Raw genomic sequence first — 14942 nt, forward strand, 5'->3', positions numbered from 1 at the left:
TCACTCAAAGCTGACAGGAATATGAATCACTTCATAAACCTGACTTACTTTAGTGTGAGACTCTTGATACTTTCGCCATCTGATCCAAGGATCAGCTCGCTGCCATCAAGCGCCCACACTTATCGGCTGTTAATTTTTAAAGAGCATTTCTGCGAGGACCCGGAGGTTTTCTCAGCAGCGCCGCGTTTTCAGCAGCAGAGAAGCGAGATTATCAACCGTTTTTTAAAACTCGTCAACAACTTTTTTAACTACTTCGTTGCGACGACTGCGGTTTAATTTCGTATGCACTGGAGTCGATAAAACCGACTTCAACAGCACCGCTTCCTTTCTTCCCCCGCGCTGCGTTTCCGTTAGCGCGAAAGAGGCGTGATTCTAAGCACCTGCCCCGGTCTCCGCAACCCCTTTTGTGAAATATTTTTGACGTGCAGTGCCGAGGACCGGTGAGCCTCCCCATTGGTCATATATAAGCGGCACGGCAAGAGCAGCCTCGGTCGCCCGTGAACCGCCCCGCCGCAGCGAACTCAATCTTCTGTCGATTACCGCCCAACCATCGCTCTCACCACGCCGTCCCGTCGAATCAGTCCGTGATACAGCGCCGCCGCGAAGTGCGCGAGGAACGTCAAGAAGAACAGATAGGCCAGCACGCGATGCGCGACCCGGAGCCAGGCGAACGCAACCGGATCAGCCGCAACGATCGCCGGCAACTGCACGCCGCCGCCCAAGGTCACCGGATACCCGCCAGCCGACAGCATCGCCCACCCGATCAGCGGCATCGCCAGCATCAGCGCATACAGCACCAGATGCGACCCATGCGCGGCAACCTTCTGCCACCAAGGCAAATCCTCAGGCAACGCCGGCGGCTTCGACGACAGCCGCACCACGATCCGCACACACACCAGCACCAGCACGGCAATCCCCAGCGGCTTGTGCAACGCCACCAGGAAATCGTGCCGCCCGGAAACCGACGCCACCATCCCTACCCCGATGAACAGCATCGCGAGGATCATCGCGGCCATCACCCAATGCAGCAGCCTCGCCGGCAAGCCAAACGTCGTAGCAGCCTTCATCATCGTCCCTCCGCACTCAATCGCGCCGCGCCGGCCACGCCGGCCTCTTCACTCGTCCTGCGCAGATACGAATCCGCATAAGCCGCCGACCGCGCCGCCAGCAACGGATCCCCCGACACCTGAATCCCCTGCGGCAGCACCGTCGGGTCGTAATTCACGTCCCGGCACGGCCCGCTGTCCTGCGGCTCAACGCGATCGAGCACGAGCGTGCCCGCGTCGATCGTCATCCGCTGCGCGGGCCAGGTCTTCGTCGCGTCGTCCACCGGGTCGCCGGGTTCCGCCAGCGTGACCAGCAGCTTCCACTTCTGCGCGCCGTCCGCGATGCGCCGCGTCAGGTCCTGCTGCAGCACGTTCGGATCCGCGGCCGTCGCGACGTCCCCGGCGCCCGCCGTCTGCTCCGGCACGACGCGCCATCGCACCGCCTGGCGCTTGCCGGCCGCGTCGACGAAGTAAAACGCGTTCAGCCCGTAATAGCTTTCGGTGACGTAGCTCGCGCTCGGCTTCGCACCCTTCACCCAGGCGCGGAACGCGGCCGTCTCCGGATGTGCGCCGAAAAACGCCTTCACCTTTGCCGGATCGGGCTTGCCCGTCGCCGGATCCGGTTGCGTCGCGAGCAGTTGCGCGTAGAACGCCTTCGGCGTCGCCACCGGAAACACCGGCATCGCGTTCATCCCGGTCCGCCATTGCTGGCCGTCCGGTGCGGTGAGCTTCAGCGCGAGACTGCGGATCGGCACGCTGCTGTCGGGCGCATACGGATTCCCGCCCGGCAGCGCAAAGCGGCCGACCACCGGCGTGCGCACCGCCTTGAAGAACGGCGCGACCGAATATGCGCTCGCGGCGCCGTTACCTTCGAAGTAACCGGTCACGCACACGCCCTTCGCGTGATTGCGCCGGAAACCCGGATGCTCGCCGCCGGCCGTCTGCAGCGCGTCGACGAGCCGGTGCGGGGTCAGACGCGCCGGCGCGAGCCAGCCGCCGACATACCCGAACGCCACGGCCACGCCGGCCACCGCGCCGCCGATCACGGCCCAGCGCCACCATCCGCGCCCAGGCTCGCGCGGCGGTGAAGAAGAGGATGATTGCTTCATGGATGCACTCCCGATCGTCAGATCATTGTCGAACGCGTGTAGGACGCCACCCGCGCCGCTTTATTCCATGAAGAAATTTTTCGTATGCTGACGGAATAAGCGGCGCCGACCGGCGTCCTACGCGGCATCTCCACGCTTATCGGCTCGCGCCCCCCGGCCATGCCCTCAAACGCCCCCGACGACGACGCATTACGCGAACTCATCCCCAGGCTGCGACGCTTCGCGCTCTGGCTGGCACGTGATGTCCACGCGGCCGACGATCTCGTCCAGTCGACGCTCGAGCGTGCGCTGTCGCGCTGGGCGAGCCGCCGCGACGACGCGTCGCTGCGCAGCTGGCTCTTCACGATCCTTTACCGGCAGTTTCTCGACGGCAAACGCAGCGCAAAGCGCTATGCGTGGCTGCTCGGCCGCATTCGCGACGACGACGAGGCGCACTGGCCGTCGGCCGAACGCGAGGTGGCCGCGCGCGCGACGCTCGAAGCGTTCGGCCGTTTGTCCGACGAGCAGCGCAGCCTGCTGCTGCTCGTCGCGGTCGAGGGCTTCACGTACCGGGAAGTCGCCGACCTGCTCGATGTGCCGATCGGCACCGTGATGTCGCGACTCTCCCGCGCCCGCCAGGCGCTGCGCCAGCTCAGCGACGGCGAGCTTCCCGCTCCTTCTCTCCGTTTGATGAAATGAATACGCTCCGTCCCGACGAACACGATCTCCAGGCCTATGTCGACGGCCAGCTCGACGACGATGCGCGCGCCGCGGTCGAGCGATATCTCGCGCTGCATCCGGAGAGCGCGGAACAGGTGAAGCACTGGCAGCAGGATGCGCAGCGGTTGCGGGCCGCGCTCGAAGGCGTGCGGATGCCCGGCGAGAATCCTGCGCTGGATCCGGCGGCGATTCGTGCGAAGCGTGCGGAGCGCTCGCGGGTGCGGTTCGCGATGGCGGCGTCGTTCGTGTTCTGTATCGGGCTCGGGACGTTTGGCGGGTGGCAGGCGCGTGGGTGGAACGCGGCGCCGCCGATTGCGCCGATGAGCGATGCGGTCGAGGCTTACCGGATGATGGTGGTCGATCAGGCCGCGAAGGTGGATTTCCGGCCGACGGGTGCGAAGGATTTGCAAACTTGGCTCACCCGGCGCGTGGGGGCATCGGCCAGGCTGCCGGATTTGAGTGCGGCGGGGTTCCGGCCGGTTGGCGGGCGGTTGTTTACGACGGATAGTGGGGCCACGGCCGCGATGGTGCTCTATGAGGACGACGCCGGGCGGACGCTGAGCTTCTATCTCCGGCCCGCGGAATCGAAACATCGGCTGCTGCCGGCCGGGCAACGCGTGGATGGGTCGTTGCTGGCGCGGTATGGGTCGGTGAATGGGCTCAACTTCGCGGTGGTCGGGCCTGTGGATAGTCTTGGTGAGCACGCGGTCGTGAGGGCGCTCGATCAGCAGATTTGAGCTGGACGATACGCTGTCCGTTGGTGGCCGTTGTGCGCTGACTGCGGTCCGTCCGATGCGGTTCGACAAGCCTGAAAGCACGCACGTTCACCGTTCGGGGCCACAGCGTTTAAATTCGCTTTCGTGGTGGTTGTCCACACCGCGAACCTCGTCGCGGTGCGTTCCCGGATGGGTAGACCCTCTTCGGTTCCGACGTCACAGGGTTTGGCGTCTTCTGGACGCAGGATATCCACATCGGCCGCGACGGCTCGGCATGCCGCCTCTGGTTGAATCACTCACCTTCGGCCTGCACAGTATTTCGAGTGTCTTTGGGTCGCGATATCCACATCGCCCTCGCCGAGCTGGTACACAGGATTTCGATTCGGCCGCTCACGGGGTGTTCGCATGCGCGTGAGCGCTTCGAATCAATGTGTTCCCGAGGGGGCACACAGCGTTCCTGATTGTTTTGCGTGCCGGTTGTCCACACGCGACAATCGGGCGCCACGGCCGCACGGACTCCAGCGTCGTGTCGTCCGTCATGTCGTACGACGGTGGCGTGGTTGTCATAACGGATCCTTGTGCAGCCGCATCGGTCATGAGCACCCACGACGCAGCCAGCAATATCCATCACCAGCATCTCATTGACGGGAGCGTTCATCGATCGTCGGGATCGAACTTCACGTTGAATCGCTGGCCCTTGAACCGACAACGATCCCGAACCCCGGCGATTCTACCGATACGAGCGTTCGAGCGGTCACCGGCTTCGGCTTCGCTTGATCCATCCACCGCACGCAGTGCATATCCCGCCCGGAGCACAGTCGACGGACTGTGCTTATCCAAAGGTGTTAACAGAGTTCGTATATATACGTAGTGATAGTTAACAAGCCCGCAGCCTCACAGTGGATAACTTCCGTAACGCCCTGAATTTTCAGCATGAAGTGGAATGCATAACCACAGGCGATGCACAGGAGAATCGCTGTGCATCACAGAACAACTTTCCGTCGATTCACAGTCGCGTCGACATATCCTCAATCGTTCCACTGTGAATCCAGAGGCTTGCCGGACGGTTATCCATAGCGCGCTGTGGATAAGTTGCAGCGCCAGTCCGCCCCGCTATCGAACCATGGCGATCAGATACAGCCCGCCGAGGATCATCGCGACGCCTCCCCATTGCGCATACGACACACGCTCGCCGAAGAACACGATTCCGGCCAGAAAGACGAGCACGAACGTAAGCGCGGTAAACGGATACACGACGGTGAGCCCGGTCTTGCTCAAAGCGAAGATCCAGAGCACCGTGCCTGCGCCGTAGCAGAGCAACCCGAGCGCGACCCACGCATTGATGAATTCAGTCAATGCATGGCGGCCGTCGGCACCGATCTTGAACGCGACCTGGCCGGTTGCCGCGAGGAACACGCCGGCCAGAATGAGCACGTAGACGGACAGTTTCACCGGTGTTCCTCGTGGCGCTTCAATTGGTTGGCGACCATCCGGCTCTTCAGCATGGCGATGCCGGTTTTCACGCGCACCGGCAACCAGCGCAGCAGCAACTTGCGCGCCTTGTAGCCGGGCGGCGACACATCCGGTATGCCCGAACGGCTGTCGACGCGGTGTTGTCCGATCGCGTCCGGCAGCCACTCCGCTTCGTCGGCGGCAGCGAAAAAGAGCAGGTTGTAGCGGTACCACGGCTCGATGCGCATGTCCGTGGCGATCATCGGCCGGACGAAATCGAACAGCTGGTAGCCGTGGCGCGCGAACAGGTCGCGCCAGAATTCGTAGCGCTGTTCGTTGATGTGGTTCTCGCCACCCTGGCCAGGCACGGCGGCGGAAAACAGCACGCGCTTGCCGTGCCGGACGAGATTGTCGACGAGTGCCTCGCTGGATGCCTTTGGCACGTGCTCGCCGACTTCGAGGCACTGGACGAGATCGAACGATCGCCCGAGATCGAAGCGCTTCGAAATATCGGCCGGTACGAAATCGGCGGGGTCGACCATCAGCATCGAACGATCGACATAGTCGCCGTCGATGCCGGTGATGTCCTGCACGCCGAGCTGGCGATGCACGCTGAGCCATGCTCCGGCACCGCAACCGACGTCGAGGATACTTGCAGGCTTCAGCAGCGCGTTGACGCCGGGCAGCACGCCATGCGCCGACCGCGCCGATCCCTCGCGCTGGTATCGGTAGAAGATCTCGTCATACGAGCGCGGCGTATCGTCCGCGATGAATCCAGGTGACATTGCAATCTCCCGATGGCGCGATCGGTGCACGACGTGGCGCGACGCATCGCACCGCACGCGACGCAGTGCAATCAATCGCCCCGACAAGCCTGCTTCTCGTACACCGACCATTCGCCCGCCGTCTTCACGCGCACGACGCGACAGTCCGGATTGGCGAAAAACGTGTCCGGCAGCGGTGTCTCGGCGCGAACGAAGAAATACCGGTACAGGCGCCCTTGGTGCCGCTGCCAGTCGAAGTGCCGGTACAGCGGCAGCGGCGAGACGTCGGACGGCCCGACACCGGGCAGCCGGTCGAGCCGAAAGCGGACGATCTGCGGCGGGAACCGCGCGGCATTGAAATCGACGAATCCGCGGTGCTCGGCCTGATACCAGAGCGCGAAGTTCTCGTAGGCATACGGGTTGCCGGCACCCGGGCTCGTCCTGTCGACGATGATCGCAAGGCCGCGCTGTGCGGGTTCGATCGCGTTGGCAACCACGTCGAAATCAGCGCTCTCGTCGGCGAAGCGCAGCGCGCGGACACCTTGCTGAACGATGAAACCAGCGCAGACCACGGCAAGGAGCAACTGCGTCATCAGCGCGAGTTGCGGCATTCGTCGGCCGGGTTCCATCGGTGCGGGCGCGCGGAACATCAGCGCATAAAACGGAAACAGGAACAGCGCAAAGCGCGGATACAGGAAAAACGTATTGATCGCGAACAGCGGCACGGTAAACCAGACGATGGTCACGATGATCGCCGGTACATAGGCGGCGACCTGCCGGTTCGGTATCGATGCCATCAGGAACGGTGCGGCAGCGATCAGCAGGAATGCCAGCAGCGAACGGCTGTCGCCGGCGACACCCCACGGATAGAGCACGGCCGCGAACACGCGCACGACTGGGCTGATCCCCCACATCACGGTAAACGGATACATCGGCGTCAGATCGACGTCACGATGCAACGCCGCGTACAGCACGGTGACGGAGGCGAGGATCGCATACGGCCACGAGGCGAGCAGCACGCGCGGCAACATGCTGGTCGTGCGCAGGCGCACGAGCAGGAACAGCACGCCGATCGCGTTCGCGAACACGAAGAGTAGTCCGTGCGAGAAAAACAGCGCGAGATTCACGAGCACCAGCATTGCGCCGCGACGGGCTGTCGGCCGCCCGGCATAGTCGAGCGCGAGCGCCAGGAAGATCATCGCGACCGGTACGGCGACGAGGTACGAGTAGAAACCGAACTCGTATGCGAAGCCGAAGAATCCGGGCACGCACAGCCAGTCGAGGCGCGGGTCCGTACCGAGACGCCGGCGCAGCGCGAGGTACGCGGCGACGAAACCATAGAACGACAGGGTCAGCATGACCTTGAACGCAGCCGCGACGGGCATCGCGAACGAAAGCAGCGCTGCCGCGCCATAGCCGAGCAGGTAGGGCGTAAACAGATTGATCCGCAGCAATGGCGCCCATGGCGACTGGCCGCGCAGCAGGTCGCGCAGCGTGGCGACCTGCGCCGCATGCTGCGGAAGATCGACCATCGGCGGGTGCGGCGCGAGCCAGAACAGCAGGCCGGCGGCGGCGACCGTCGCAACGAACAATGCGCGCAACGTGCGATCGGCTGTGCGATATGGCCACGCACGCGGCAAGCGGCCGCTTACCGTGCTGTCATCCATTGCACGAGCCCCCGCGTGAGAGACCGCCGCCGGCCCGGCACCGGGTCGTTGCGCGACAGGACCGATGGCCCGTCATAGCGTCTTCTCGACGATGAAGCGCGGGCGCTGCTTCGTCTCCGAATAGATCTTCGCGACATAGCCGCCGATTACGCCGAGGAACAGCAACTGCAGGCCGCCGAGAAAGTACATCGGGATCACGGTGGACGCCCAACCGGGCACCGAACGGTCGGTGAACAGCCGGATCGACAGCGCCCAGATGCCGAACACGGTCGAGGCCAGCGCGAGCAGCGCGCCAACGTACGCACTCCATTGCAGCGGCTTCGTCGAAAACGACGCGACACCGTCCGACGCGAGCAGGATCATCCTCGCCAATGGGTACTTGCTTTCGCCGGCGAAGCGCGGCTGCCGGTCGTACCGGACGATCGCGGTACGGAAGCCCAGCAGCGGCACGATGCCGCGCAGGAACAGGTTGACCTCGCGGAAGCCGCGCAATTCTTCGATCGCCCGGCGGCTCATCAGGCGGAAGTCCGCGTGATCCGGCAAGATGTCGACGCCGAAGCGGCGCAGCAGCCGGTAGTAGCCGCGCGCACTGACGCGCTTGAAGAAGCCGTCGCTGTCACGACGCTGCCGCACGCCGAATACGATCTCGGCGCCGGACTGGTATTCGCGCAGCATGCGCGGAATCGCGTCGAGGTCGTCCTGGAGATCGGCGTCGAGACTGATCAGCACGTCGCCGTTGACTCTCATGAGCCCGGCAAGCAATGCGTTCTGGTGCCCGTGGTTGCGCGACAGCTTGAGGCCGTGGATACGTGGATCAGCGGCATGGAAGCCTTCGATGAGGGACCAGGTCCGGTCGTGCGAACCGTCGTCGACGAAGGTCACGCCGCTCGCGCCGTCAATGATGCCGTCGCGGGTAAGCTGATCAAGCAGGATCGTGAGCCGGCGTACGGTTTCCGGCAACACGGCTTCTTCGTTGAAGCAGGGAATTACCAGATTGAGCGCGACCATACCCACCCCGATATCGTTACGCGTACGTTGCGGTCTGCCGTCGTCACGAGGTGCTACTGGTTCATGCAAGGTGGCGCGCGGATCGTGCATCGCGCGCGCCTGTTCCCCGTGACCGGATCGGGCCGGTTCCTGCTCTTGATTGTCGTTCGCAACCCCCGGCCCCGGATTCGCGACGAATCCATTATGACGGAACGTACCCGGGCCCGGTGAGACGTCGCAGTGAGGATGAACCCGGATGCGATTGCGGTCTGCGCTCGAGCGCCGGACGATCCCCCAACGCATCCTCCCCGATTCAAAAAATTTTCACGAAGGGGCTTGCGCACCTCCAAAACCCTCTCTATAATTCGCGGCTTCTTAGGCTCGTAGCTCAGTTGGTTAGAGCACCACCTTGACATGGTGGGGGTCGTTGGTTCGAATCCAATCGAGCCTACCAACGAACAAAATGAAGGGGTCTGGCAGCTCGCATTGCCTACAGGCAATCCGGCTCGCCAACATACAAACGCCACGCGGCAACATCGCGTGGCGTTTTTCTTTTTGCGGCCGAAACTGCGCAGGCATGTGCAGGTGCAGCGTATACGATCCACGCGCAACAAGCAGCCGGCAGCCGGCAAAGCAGAACGCAGAGCAGGGGAAGCGGGCGCAAAGCGCCCATCCGCCACCCCTCAATGCAGATGCCTCAACTTGTCAGGATTCCGCACGACATAGATCGCGACGACCTTCCCGTCCTCGATCTCGAGAGCCGTCGTCTGCAGCTCGCCATCCGCTTCCAGTGTGACGAACCCCGGTAGCCCGTTGACGAACCCCGCGCGCACGAGCTTCGACGCATGCGTGGCGAACAGCTCGGCGAGGTACGCGTGCACCTTCATCACGCGCTCGAAGCCGAACACCGGCTTGCCCGCGGCCGTGCGCTTGCCGCCGCCGTCAGAATGCAGGCTCACGTCCTCGGCGAGCATCGCGCCGAGCGCGCGCATGTCGCCGCTGCGTGACGCCGCGAAAAACGCCTCGGCCAGCTCGATCCCGCGCTGCTTCTCGACATGAAACCGCGGCCGCGCCTCGCGCACATGCGTGCGCGCCCGCGCGGCGAGCTGCCGGCAGGCGGCCGGGTCACGCTGGATTGTCGTCGCGATCTCGTCGAACGCGAGGCCGAACACGTCGTGCAGCAGGAACGCCGCACGTTCGAGCGGCGACAACCGTTCGAGCGCGAGCATCAGCGGCAGCGTGACGTCCTCCTGTTCATCTTCCTCGACGACCGGCTCGGGCAGCCACGGGCCGATGTAGGTCTCGCGCTGGTGCCGCGCGGACTTCAGCTGGTCGAGGCACATGCGCATCACCATGCGGCGCAGGAACGCCTCGGGCACGCGCACCTCGGTGCGATCGACGTCCATCCAGCGGATGAACGCCTCCTGCACCATGTCCTCGGCGTCCGCGACGGAACCGAGCATCCGGTACGCGACGCGCATCAGCGTCCGACGCAGCGGGTCGAAGCTCGCCGCTGCGTCGGCCCGGTCTGCGGCGCTGCCGGCGGCCGGATCGAGGTGGGTCATCACGCCACCATCTTCGCGGCAGCGGCCTTCGCCTCGGCGGGATCGATCCACAGCCCGAAGCCGACGGCCAGCCGGTTCCAGCCGTTGATCACGTTGATCATCACAGTGAGTTTCACCTGTTCCTCCTGGCTGAAGTGGTCGTTCAGCACCGCATACGCGGCCTCGTGCGCGCCATGGCCTTCTGAAAGCCGCGTGAGCGCGTCGGTCCAGCCGAGCGCCGCGCGTTCGCGGTCGGTGTAGCAGGGCGCTTCACGCCATGCGGCCAGCAGGTTGATGCGCTGCTCGGTCTCGCCTTGCTCGCGCGCCTCGACGGTGTGCATGTTAAGGCAGTTCGCGCACGCGTTGATTTGCGACGCGCGGATCTTGACCAACTCGATCAGTGTCGGCTCGAGGCTCCCGGCAGCGGCGACCGAGACGGCCATCCAGTTCTTCATCAGTGCGGGCGCGGCGGCAAACGGATTGAGTTTCGCAGTCATGGTTCCTTCTCCTTTCGTGTGGGTTCCGGCGATATGACGAGCGAGCCCTGCGCCCCTGTGACATCGACGCAAAAAAATTTTCAAAAACGGGGAAGCGCGCGGAGGGCAGAGCGGTTGAACGGCGGTGTCGAGGTCCGCGACACCGACGCGCGGACCCGTGCCGATTTCAATTCCATGGCGCCGCTCCCATGGCGAACCCGTGTCATCCGATCTTTCATGACGCCGGCGTGGATGTCATGAGGCGTCGGCATGGCGAACCCGCGGGCATGCACATTGCGCTCACCCTCCGAGCCCCCGTCATGACGGGCATCGACGGTTCGTCACGCCGCCGCTCCGCGCATGGTCGATGCTTTCATTTTTCTTTCGCGCTCGTTTCACCCGAAATGCGATTCGCGACCTTCACATTTCTGGCCCATACTGTTCTGCACGGGCAGATGAAGTCACGCCGCACCAGCGGCCAGGCGCGCGCGCCGGCTGCCCGACGACGCAGCAATGAAGGTCGCACGTCAGCCGCGCGCATCCCAGCGCAAGGCTTTCCTTTTTCCGGCAACGCAACGCAGCGAATCGCGACGTGAACGGTAAACCGATGAGCCTCCTTGCATCCCAGCTTCAGCGCCGTTACCAGGACGTGCGCGCCCATAGCATCGCGTTGACCGCGACGCTGTCCGCCGAAGACCAGGCCGTGCAGTCGATGCCCGACGCGAGTCCGGTGAAATGGCATCTCGCACATACGACCTGGTTCTTCGAAACCGTCGTACTGATGCGCCGCGTGCGCGGCTACGCGCCGTTCGACGACGCGTTCCAGTTCCTCTTCAATTCCTATTACGAAGCGCTCGGCCCGCGTCATCCGCGGCCGCAGCGCGGGCTGCTCACGCGTCCGTCGCTCGATGAGGTGCACGCGTACCGGCAGTACGTCGACGATGCGATGCTGCGCGCGCTCGACGGCGCCGATCCGGCGCTGCTCGCCACGATCGCGCCCGAGATCGAGCTCGGCCTGCATCACGAACAGCAGCATCAGGAACTGATCGTCACGGACATGCTGCACGCGTTCTCGTGCAACCCGCTGAAGCCCGCGTTCCGGCCGCGCAGCGGCGCCAATGCTCACGCCGGGCACGCCGCCCTGGCCGCGGGCGATGCCGGCCCGCTGCGCTGGCTGCATCAGCCGGGCGGGCTCGTCGAGATCGGCCACGATGGCGCCGCGTTCTCGTTCGACAACGAACGGCCGCGCCATACCGCGCTCGTGCGTCCGTGCGAGATCGCGAACCGTCTCGTGACGAATGCGGAATTCGCGGCCTTCATCGCGGATGGCGGCTATGCACGCCCCGAATACTGGCTGTCCGACGGCTGGGCGACGGTGCAGCGGGAAGGGTGGCAAGGGCCCGCGTACTGGATTCCCGGCGACGACGGTGATCCGGCAGCCGCACACGCCTGGCGCGCGTTCGGCCTGCACGGCGCGGAGCCACTCGCGCCCGATGCGCCCGTGTGTCACGTGAGCTTCTACGAGGCGGCGGCGTATGCGGAATGGGCCGGCGCACGCCTGCCGACGGAATTCGAATGGGAGGCCGCGTTCGGCGCGGATGGCATCGCGCAGATGCTCGGGCACGTATGGCAGTGGACGCGTTCGTCCTACGAGCCGTATCCGGGCTTTCGGCCGCTCGCAGGCGTCGCCGCGGAATACAACGGCAAGTTCATGGTCGGCCAGCAAGTCCTGCGCGGCAGCAGCATCGCGACCCCGCCGGGGCACGAACGGCCGACGTACCGCAATTTCTTTCCGCCGGCCGCGCGCTGGCAATTCACGGGAGTGCGACTTGCGCGAGACGTCTGATCTGACGGCCACGAGCGGTGGCCTGCAACCCGCCCGCGATGCGCGGCCGAGCGCGTTCGAGCGCGACCTGATCGATGGGCTGTCGCGCACGCCGCGCAGCATTCCGCCGAAATACTTCTACGATGCGGCCGGCTCCGCGCTGTTCGATCGCATCTGCGAACTGCCGGAGTATTACCCGACGCGGACCGAACTCGGGATCCTGCGCGATCGCGCGGCCGAGATCGTGCGGCGCGTCGGCCCGCATGCGGACATCGTCGAATTCGGCGCGGGCTCGCTCGAGAAGATCCGCGTGCTGCTCGACGCGTGCGCGGACAACTACGCGAACGCGCCGGCGCGCTACGTGCCGATCGACATCTCGGCCGACTACCTGCACGGCGCGGCCGCGCGGCTGCGTGCCGCGTATCCGTGGCTCGACGTCGCGCCGCTCGCGGCCGACTACACGAAGGCCGAGCAGCTGGCCGAGCTGACCGGCACGCCACGCCGGCGCATCGGCTTCTTTCCCGGCTCGACGATCGGCAACTTCTCGCCGGAGGAAGCCGATACGTTCCTGCGCGACGCCGCGCGGCTGTTGCGCGGCGGCGGCCTGCTGGTCGGTGCGGATCTCGTGAAGGACGAACGCACGCTGCATCACGCGTACAACGACGCGCAGGGCGTGACCGCCCAGTTCAACCTGAACCTGCTCGCCCGCGCGAACGCGGAGCTCGGCGCGGATTTCGATGTCGACGCGTTCTCGCATTGCGCGTTCTACGACCGTGAGCTGCAGCGCATCGAGATGCATCTCGTCAGCGATATCGCGCAGACGGTGCACGTGCGCGGCCACGCGTTCCGCTTCGAGGCCGGCGAACGCATCCACACGGAGAACTCGCACAAGTTCACGATCGACGGCTTCCAGGCGATCGCGCGGCGTGCGGGCTTCGAGCCCGACACCGTGTGGACCGACGCGGACCACCTGTTCAGCGTGCACTGGCTGCGCAGCGTCGACGATATCCGCGCGTAGCGTCGTCGCGAGTCGTCGCGATCCGCTCGCGCGGCGTGCGCGCGGGACGCATGCGGTCTGCGTCGCCGGCCCGCGCGCCGGCAAAATTTCCCGACTCTCCCGATTCGATGCGTCGTTGCAACGGCGTGTCGAATCGCTCGTCACCCTTGTCCCGCAAGGCTTCGCGCCCCTCCGTAAACGTCCGTTACCGGTCTCGCATACCGGTTTCACCTGTGTCCGCCCGTGGTGCCTAGACTCCGAACCGTAGTCACATGACGCACGACACGTGCAGGGAGTCGCGAAATGAGCAAGAAACTTATTCTCGGTGCAGTTCTCGGCGTAGCGGCGCTGGCAGCTTCGGGCGTCGCATCGGCCCACGTCGACCTGTCGGTCGGCATCGGTGTGCCGGGCGTCTATGCGGCGCCGGCGCCGGTCTACGTCGCGCCGCCGCCGGTGACGTACGCGCCGGTTGGCTACTATCGCGATGACGACTGGCGTGAGCGTCAATGGCGCGAACATGAATGGCGCCGTCGTGAATGGCGCGAGCACGAGTGGCGCGAGCGCGGCTGGCGTGACGGCGACGGCTGGCGCGGCCGCTGGAACTGAACCGGGCAACCGGTTCACGAGGACACCGAGCACGACGACGAGAGGAGCGTGATTGCATGATGCCTATTCGACACATCAGGTATAGCGCGGCGGCCGCCGTCGTCGCGCTCGCAACGATCGGCAGCGCGCACGCGGCGGGCTGCATGAAGGGCGCGGTGGTGGGCGGCGTCACCGGCCACTACGCGGGACATCACGCCGTGGTCGGCGCGGTCGGCGGCTGTATCGTGGGCCGCCACATGGCGAAGAAACACGAGCAGGAACTGGCCGCGCAGCGCAAGGCCGCAGCGCAGGGCGTGCAGCCGGCGCAGTAAGCGTAGCCACCGGCGGAACGGCGCGATCGCGCCGTCTCCGCCTTTCGTTTCCCTTGTCGGGTGGCGGCCGACCGGCCGGTTCATCAAGCATGCCGAACGCCGGCGGATCGATCCGACGAAACCGCGCCGCACGCGCCGTTACGATCATTTACAACGCCGCGCCGCACGAAGCGCGCGCGTACCTAGAATGCAGTCACTCGAACGCGCTCCAGGGAGCAAACAATGAAAACGCAACGATATCTGTCCGTGCTCGCAGCTGCGCTGCTCGCACTCGGCGCCGTTTCCGCGCAAGCGGCGGGCGGCGGCAATGGTGGTGGCGGTGGTGGTGGCAACGGCGGCGGCCATGGTGCCGGCGGGATGGGCGGCATGGGTGCCAATGCGGGCGGCATGTCCGCCGGCCACATGAGCGGTGAAGCGCTGAGCAACTCGAACGGCATGCACGCGGGCGACCGCGACAAGGGCCTGTCGCGCGCAGCCGACCGCTCCGATTCGATCGCCGATCGTGCCGGCGCGCAGCCGGGCAGCGGTCACGGGCGCTCGCACGGGCATACCGCGCATGCATCGAAGTCCACGCGCCACGCGCATCGGAATGCATTCGGCCACACGCTGTAAGCGCGGCGCACGCATGCGGAAGAAGGGCGCTTCGGCGCCCTTTTTCATTGCCAGCGGACCAAGGGGCGCCGCGGTGTGTCGCGTTGCTCGTCGCGCATCGACCCCGATTTGCAACCAGCCGTAACCGCACG

The 14942-nt window shown here is 65.2% G+C and carries 17 protein-coding genes and 1 tRNA gene; 10 read left to right on the forward strand and 8 right to left on the reverse strand.

The features are described from left to right. A partial coding sequence (locus DIE16_RS36910) for a hypothetical protein (RefSeq protein ID WP_221625272.1) occupies nucleotides 1–276 on the forward strand: 276 nt, incomplete at its 5' end. 260 nt (nucleotides 277–536) lie between these two features. Here DIE16_RS36910 and DIE16_RS20165 read toward each other — a convergent pair. Both DIE16_RS20165 and DIE16_RS20170 read right to left on the reverse strand, forming a co-directional pair. Next, nucleotides 537–1070 (reverse strand): cytochrome b, encoded by a 534-nt coding sequence (locus tag DIE16_RS20165; protein WP_124486767.1) that lies wholly within the window; start codon nucleotides 1068–1070, stop codon nucleotides 537–539. Beyond that, a complete protein-coding gene (locus DIE16_RS20170) occupies nucleotides 1067–2155 on the reverse strand; it encodes a catalase family peroxidase (protein ID WP_124667504.1) in 1089 nt (362 codons plus the stop codon). Before DIE16_RS20170 ends, DIE16_RS20165 begins: the two co-directional genes overlap by 4 nt. A 159-nt stretch (nucleotides 2156–2314) precedes the next feature. On the opposite strand from DIE16_RS20170, the gene DIE16_RS20175 reads away from it, so the two are divergent. Together DIE16_RS20175 and DIE16_RS20180 are read left to right on the forward strand one after the other, a co-directional pair. Next, nucleotides 2315–2833, forward strand: coding sequence for a sigma-70 family RNA polymerase sigma factor (locus tag DIE16_RS20175; protein ID WP_124520413.1), 519 nt, complete (start codon nucleotides 2315–2317; stop codon nucleotides 2831–2833). Next, on the forward strand, nucleotides 2830–3591 hold the full coding sequence (locus DIE16_RS20180) for an anti-sigma factor (protein WP_124486770.1): 762 nt from the start codon (nucleotides 2830–2832) through the stop codon (nucleotides 3589–3591). The genes DIE16_RS20175 and DIE16_RS20180 overlap by 4 nt, the downstream gene beginning before the upstream one ends. 1092 nt (nucleotides 3592–4683) lie before the next feature. On the opposite strand, the gene DIE16_RS20185 is transcribed toward DIE16_RS20180, so the two are convergent. The 4 genes from DIE16_RS20185 to DIE16_RS20200 form a co-directional block, all read right to left on the reverse strand. Continuing rightward, nucleotides 4684–5022: an EamA family transporter gene (locus DIE16_RS20185; RefSeq protein ID WP_124486771.1), complete on the reverse strand. Its 339-nt coding sequence runs from the start codon at nucleotides 5020–5022 to the stop codon at nucleotides 4684–4686. Continuing rightward, nucleotides 5019–5807 carry a bifunctional 2-polyprenyl-6-hydroxyphenol methylase/3-demethylubiquinol 3-O-methyltransferase UbiG gene (locus DIE16_RS20190; protein WP_124486772.1) on the reverse strand — a complete coding sequence of 263 codons (789 nt, stop codon included), beginning with the start codon at nucleotides 5805–5807 and terminating at the stop codon, nucleotides 5019–5021. Before DIE16_RS20190 ends, DIE16_RS20185 begins: the two co-directional genes overlap by 4 nt. 71 nt (nucleotides 5808–5878) lie before the next feature. Next, nucleotides 5879–7387: a hypothetical protein gene (locus DIE16_RS20195; RefSeq protein ID WP_260434418.1), complete on the reverse strand. Its 1509-nt coding sequence runs from the start codon at nucleotides 7385–7387 to the stop codon at nucleotides 5879–5881. A 138-nt stretch (nucleotides 7388–7525) separates the two neighbouring features. After that, nucleotides 7526–8461 carry a glycosyltransferase family 2 protein gene (locus DIE16_RS20200; RefSeq protein ID WP_044845175.1) on the reverse strand — a complete coding sequence of 312 codons (936 nt, stop codon included), beginning with the start codon at nucleotides 8459–8461 and terminating at the stop codon, nucleotides 7526–7528. 356 nt (nucleotides 8462–8817) lie between these two features. Between DIE16_RS20200 and DIE16_RS20205 the strand changes: the two genes are divergently transcribed. Beyond that, nucleotides 8818–8894: transfer RNA gene (locus tag DIE16_RS20205), tRNA-Val, on the forward strand. Between the two features lie 229 nt (nucleotides 8895–9123). On the opposite strand, the gene DIE16_RS20210 is transcribed toward DIE16_RS20205, so the two are convergent. After that, nucleotides 9124–10005, reverse strand: a complete 882-nt coding sequence (locus tag DIE16_RS20210; protein ID WP_124893299.1) for a sigma-70 family RNA polymerase sigma factor — start codon at nucleotides 10003–10005, stop codon at nucleotides 9124–9126. Further along, on the reverse strand, nucleotides 10005–10481 hold the full coding sequence (locus tag DIE16_RS20215; RefSeq protein WP_124893300.1) for a carboxymuconolactone decarboxylase family protein: 477 nt from the start codon (nucleotides 10479–10481) through the stop codon (nucleotides 10005–10007). Before DIE16_RS20215 ends, DIE16_RS20210 begins: the two co-directional genes overlap by 1 nt. A 299-nt stretch (nucleotides 10482–10780) precedes the next feature. On the opposite strand from DIE16_RS20215, the gene DIE16_RS36655 reads away from it, so the two are divergent. From DIE16_RS36655 to DIE16_RS20245, 6 genes are all read left to right on the forward strand, one after another. Then, a complete protein-coding gene (locus DIE16_RS36655; RefSeq protein ID WP_185735490.1) occupies nucleotides 10781–11056 on the forward strand; it encodes a hypothetical protein in 276 nt (91 codons plus the stop codon). 11 nt (nucleotides 11057–11067) lie between these two features. After that, entirely contained in the window at nucleotides 11068–12306 is a 1239-nt protein-coding gene (gene egtB / locus DIE16_RS20225; RefSeq protein WP_124893301.1) for an ergothioneine biosynthesis protein EgtB, read from the forward strand. Then, on the forward strand, nucleotides 12290–13303 hold the full coding sequence (gene egtD, locus DIE16_RS20230; protein WP_124893302.1) for an L-histidine N(alpha)-methyltransferase: 1014 nt from the start codon (nucleotides 12290–12292) through the stop codon (nucleotides 13301–13303). Before egtB ends, egtD begins: the two co-directional genes overlap by 17 nt. Before the next feature lie 282 nt (nucleotides 13304–13585). Beyond that, nucleotides 13586–13888 (forward strand): hypothetical protein, encoded by a 303-nt coding sequence (locus DIE16_RS20235; protein WP_044845179.1) that lies wholly within the window; start codon nucleotides 13586–13588, stop codon nucleotides 13886–13888. Nucleotides 13889–13944: 56 nt separating this feature from the next. Continuing rightward, nucleotides 13945–14199, forward strand: a complete 255-nt coding sequence (locus tag DIE16_RS20240) for a hypothetical protein (RefSeq protein ID WP_124893303.1) — start codon at nucleotides 13945–13947, stop codon at nucleotides 14197–14199. Nucleotides 14200–14421: 222 nt separating this feature from the next. Beyond that, a complete protein-coding gene (locus DIE16_RS20245) occupies nucleotides 14422–14811 on the forward strand; it encodes a hypothetical protein (RefSeq protein WP_124667511.1) in 390 nt (129 codons plus the stop codon). Nucleotides 14812–14942 lie beyond the last annotated feature (131 nt).

The sequence above is a fragment of the Burkholderia sp. Bp9090 genome (genome assembly GCF_003857985.1).
Taxonomy (GTDB): Bacteria; Pseudomonadota; Gammaproteobacteria; order Burkholderiales; family Burkholderiaceae; genus Burkholderia.

Bases quoted from the DNA above. Each gene is read 5' to 3' on its own strand.
- DIE16_RS20200 (WP_044845175.1), bottom strand. From the start codon at position 8,461: ATGGTCGCGCTCAATCTGGTAATTCCCTGCTTCAACGAAGAAGCCGTG.
- DIE16_RS20180 (WP_124486770.1), top strand. From the start codon at position 2,830: ATGAATACGCTCCGTCCCGACGAACACGATCTCCAGGCCTATGTCGAC.
- DIE16_RS20240 (WP_124893303.1), top strand. From the start codon at position 13,945: ATGATGCCTATTCGACACATCAGGTATAGCGCGGCGGCCGCCGTCGTC.
- egtB (WP_124893301.1), top strand. From the start codon at position 11,068: ATGAGCCTCCTTGCATCCCAGCTTCAGCGCCGTTACCAGGACGTGCGC.
- DIE16_RS20190 (WP_124486772.1), bottom strand. From the start codon at position 5,807: ATGTCACCTGGATTCATCGCGGACGATACGCCGCGCTCGTATGACGAG.
- DIE16_RS20245 (WP_124667511.1), top strand. From the start codon at position 14,422: ATGAAAACGCAACGATATCTGTCCGTGCTCGCAGCTGCGCTGCTCGCA.
- DIE16_RS20210 (WP_124893299.1), bottom strand. From the start codon at position 10,005: ATGACCCACCTCGATCCGGCCGCCGGCAGCGCCGCAGACCGGGCCGAC.
- DIE16_RS20175 (WP_124520413.1), top strand. From the start codon at position 2,315: ATGCCCTCAAACGCCCCCGACGACGACGCATTACGCGAACTCATCCCC.
- DIE16_RS20215 (WP_124893300.1), bottom strand. From the start codon at position 10,481: ATGACTGCGAAACTCAATCCGTTTGCCGCCGCGCCCGCACTGATGAAG.
- DIE16_RS36655 (WP_185735490.1), top strand. From the start codon at position 10,781: ATGACGGGCATCGACGGTTCGTCACGCCGCCGCTCCGCGCATGGTCGA.
- DIE16_RS20165 (WP_124486767.1), bottom strand. From the start codon at position 1,070: ATGATGAAGGCTGCTACGACGTTTGGCTTGCCGGCGAGGCTGCTGCAT.
- DIE16_RS20235 (WP_044845179.1), top strand. From the start codon at position 13,586: ATGAGCAAGAAACTTATTCTCGGTGCAGTTCTCGGCGTAGCGGCGCTG.
- DIE16_RS20170 (WP_124667504.1), bottom strand. From the start codon at position 2,155: ATGAAGCAATCATCCTCTTCTTCACCGCCGCGCGAGCCTGGGCGCGGA.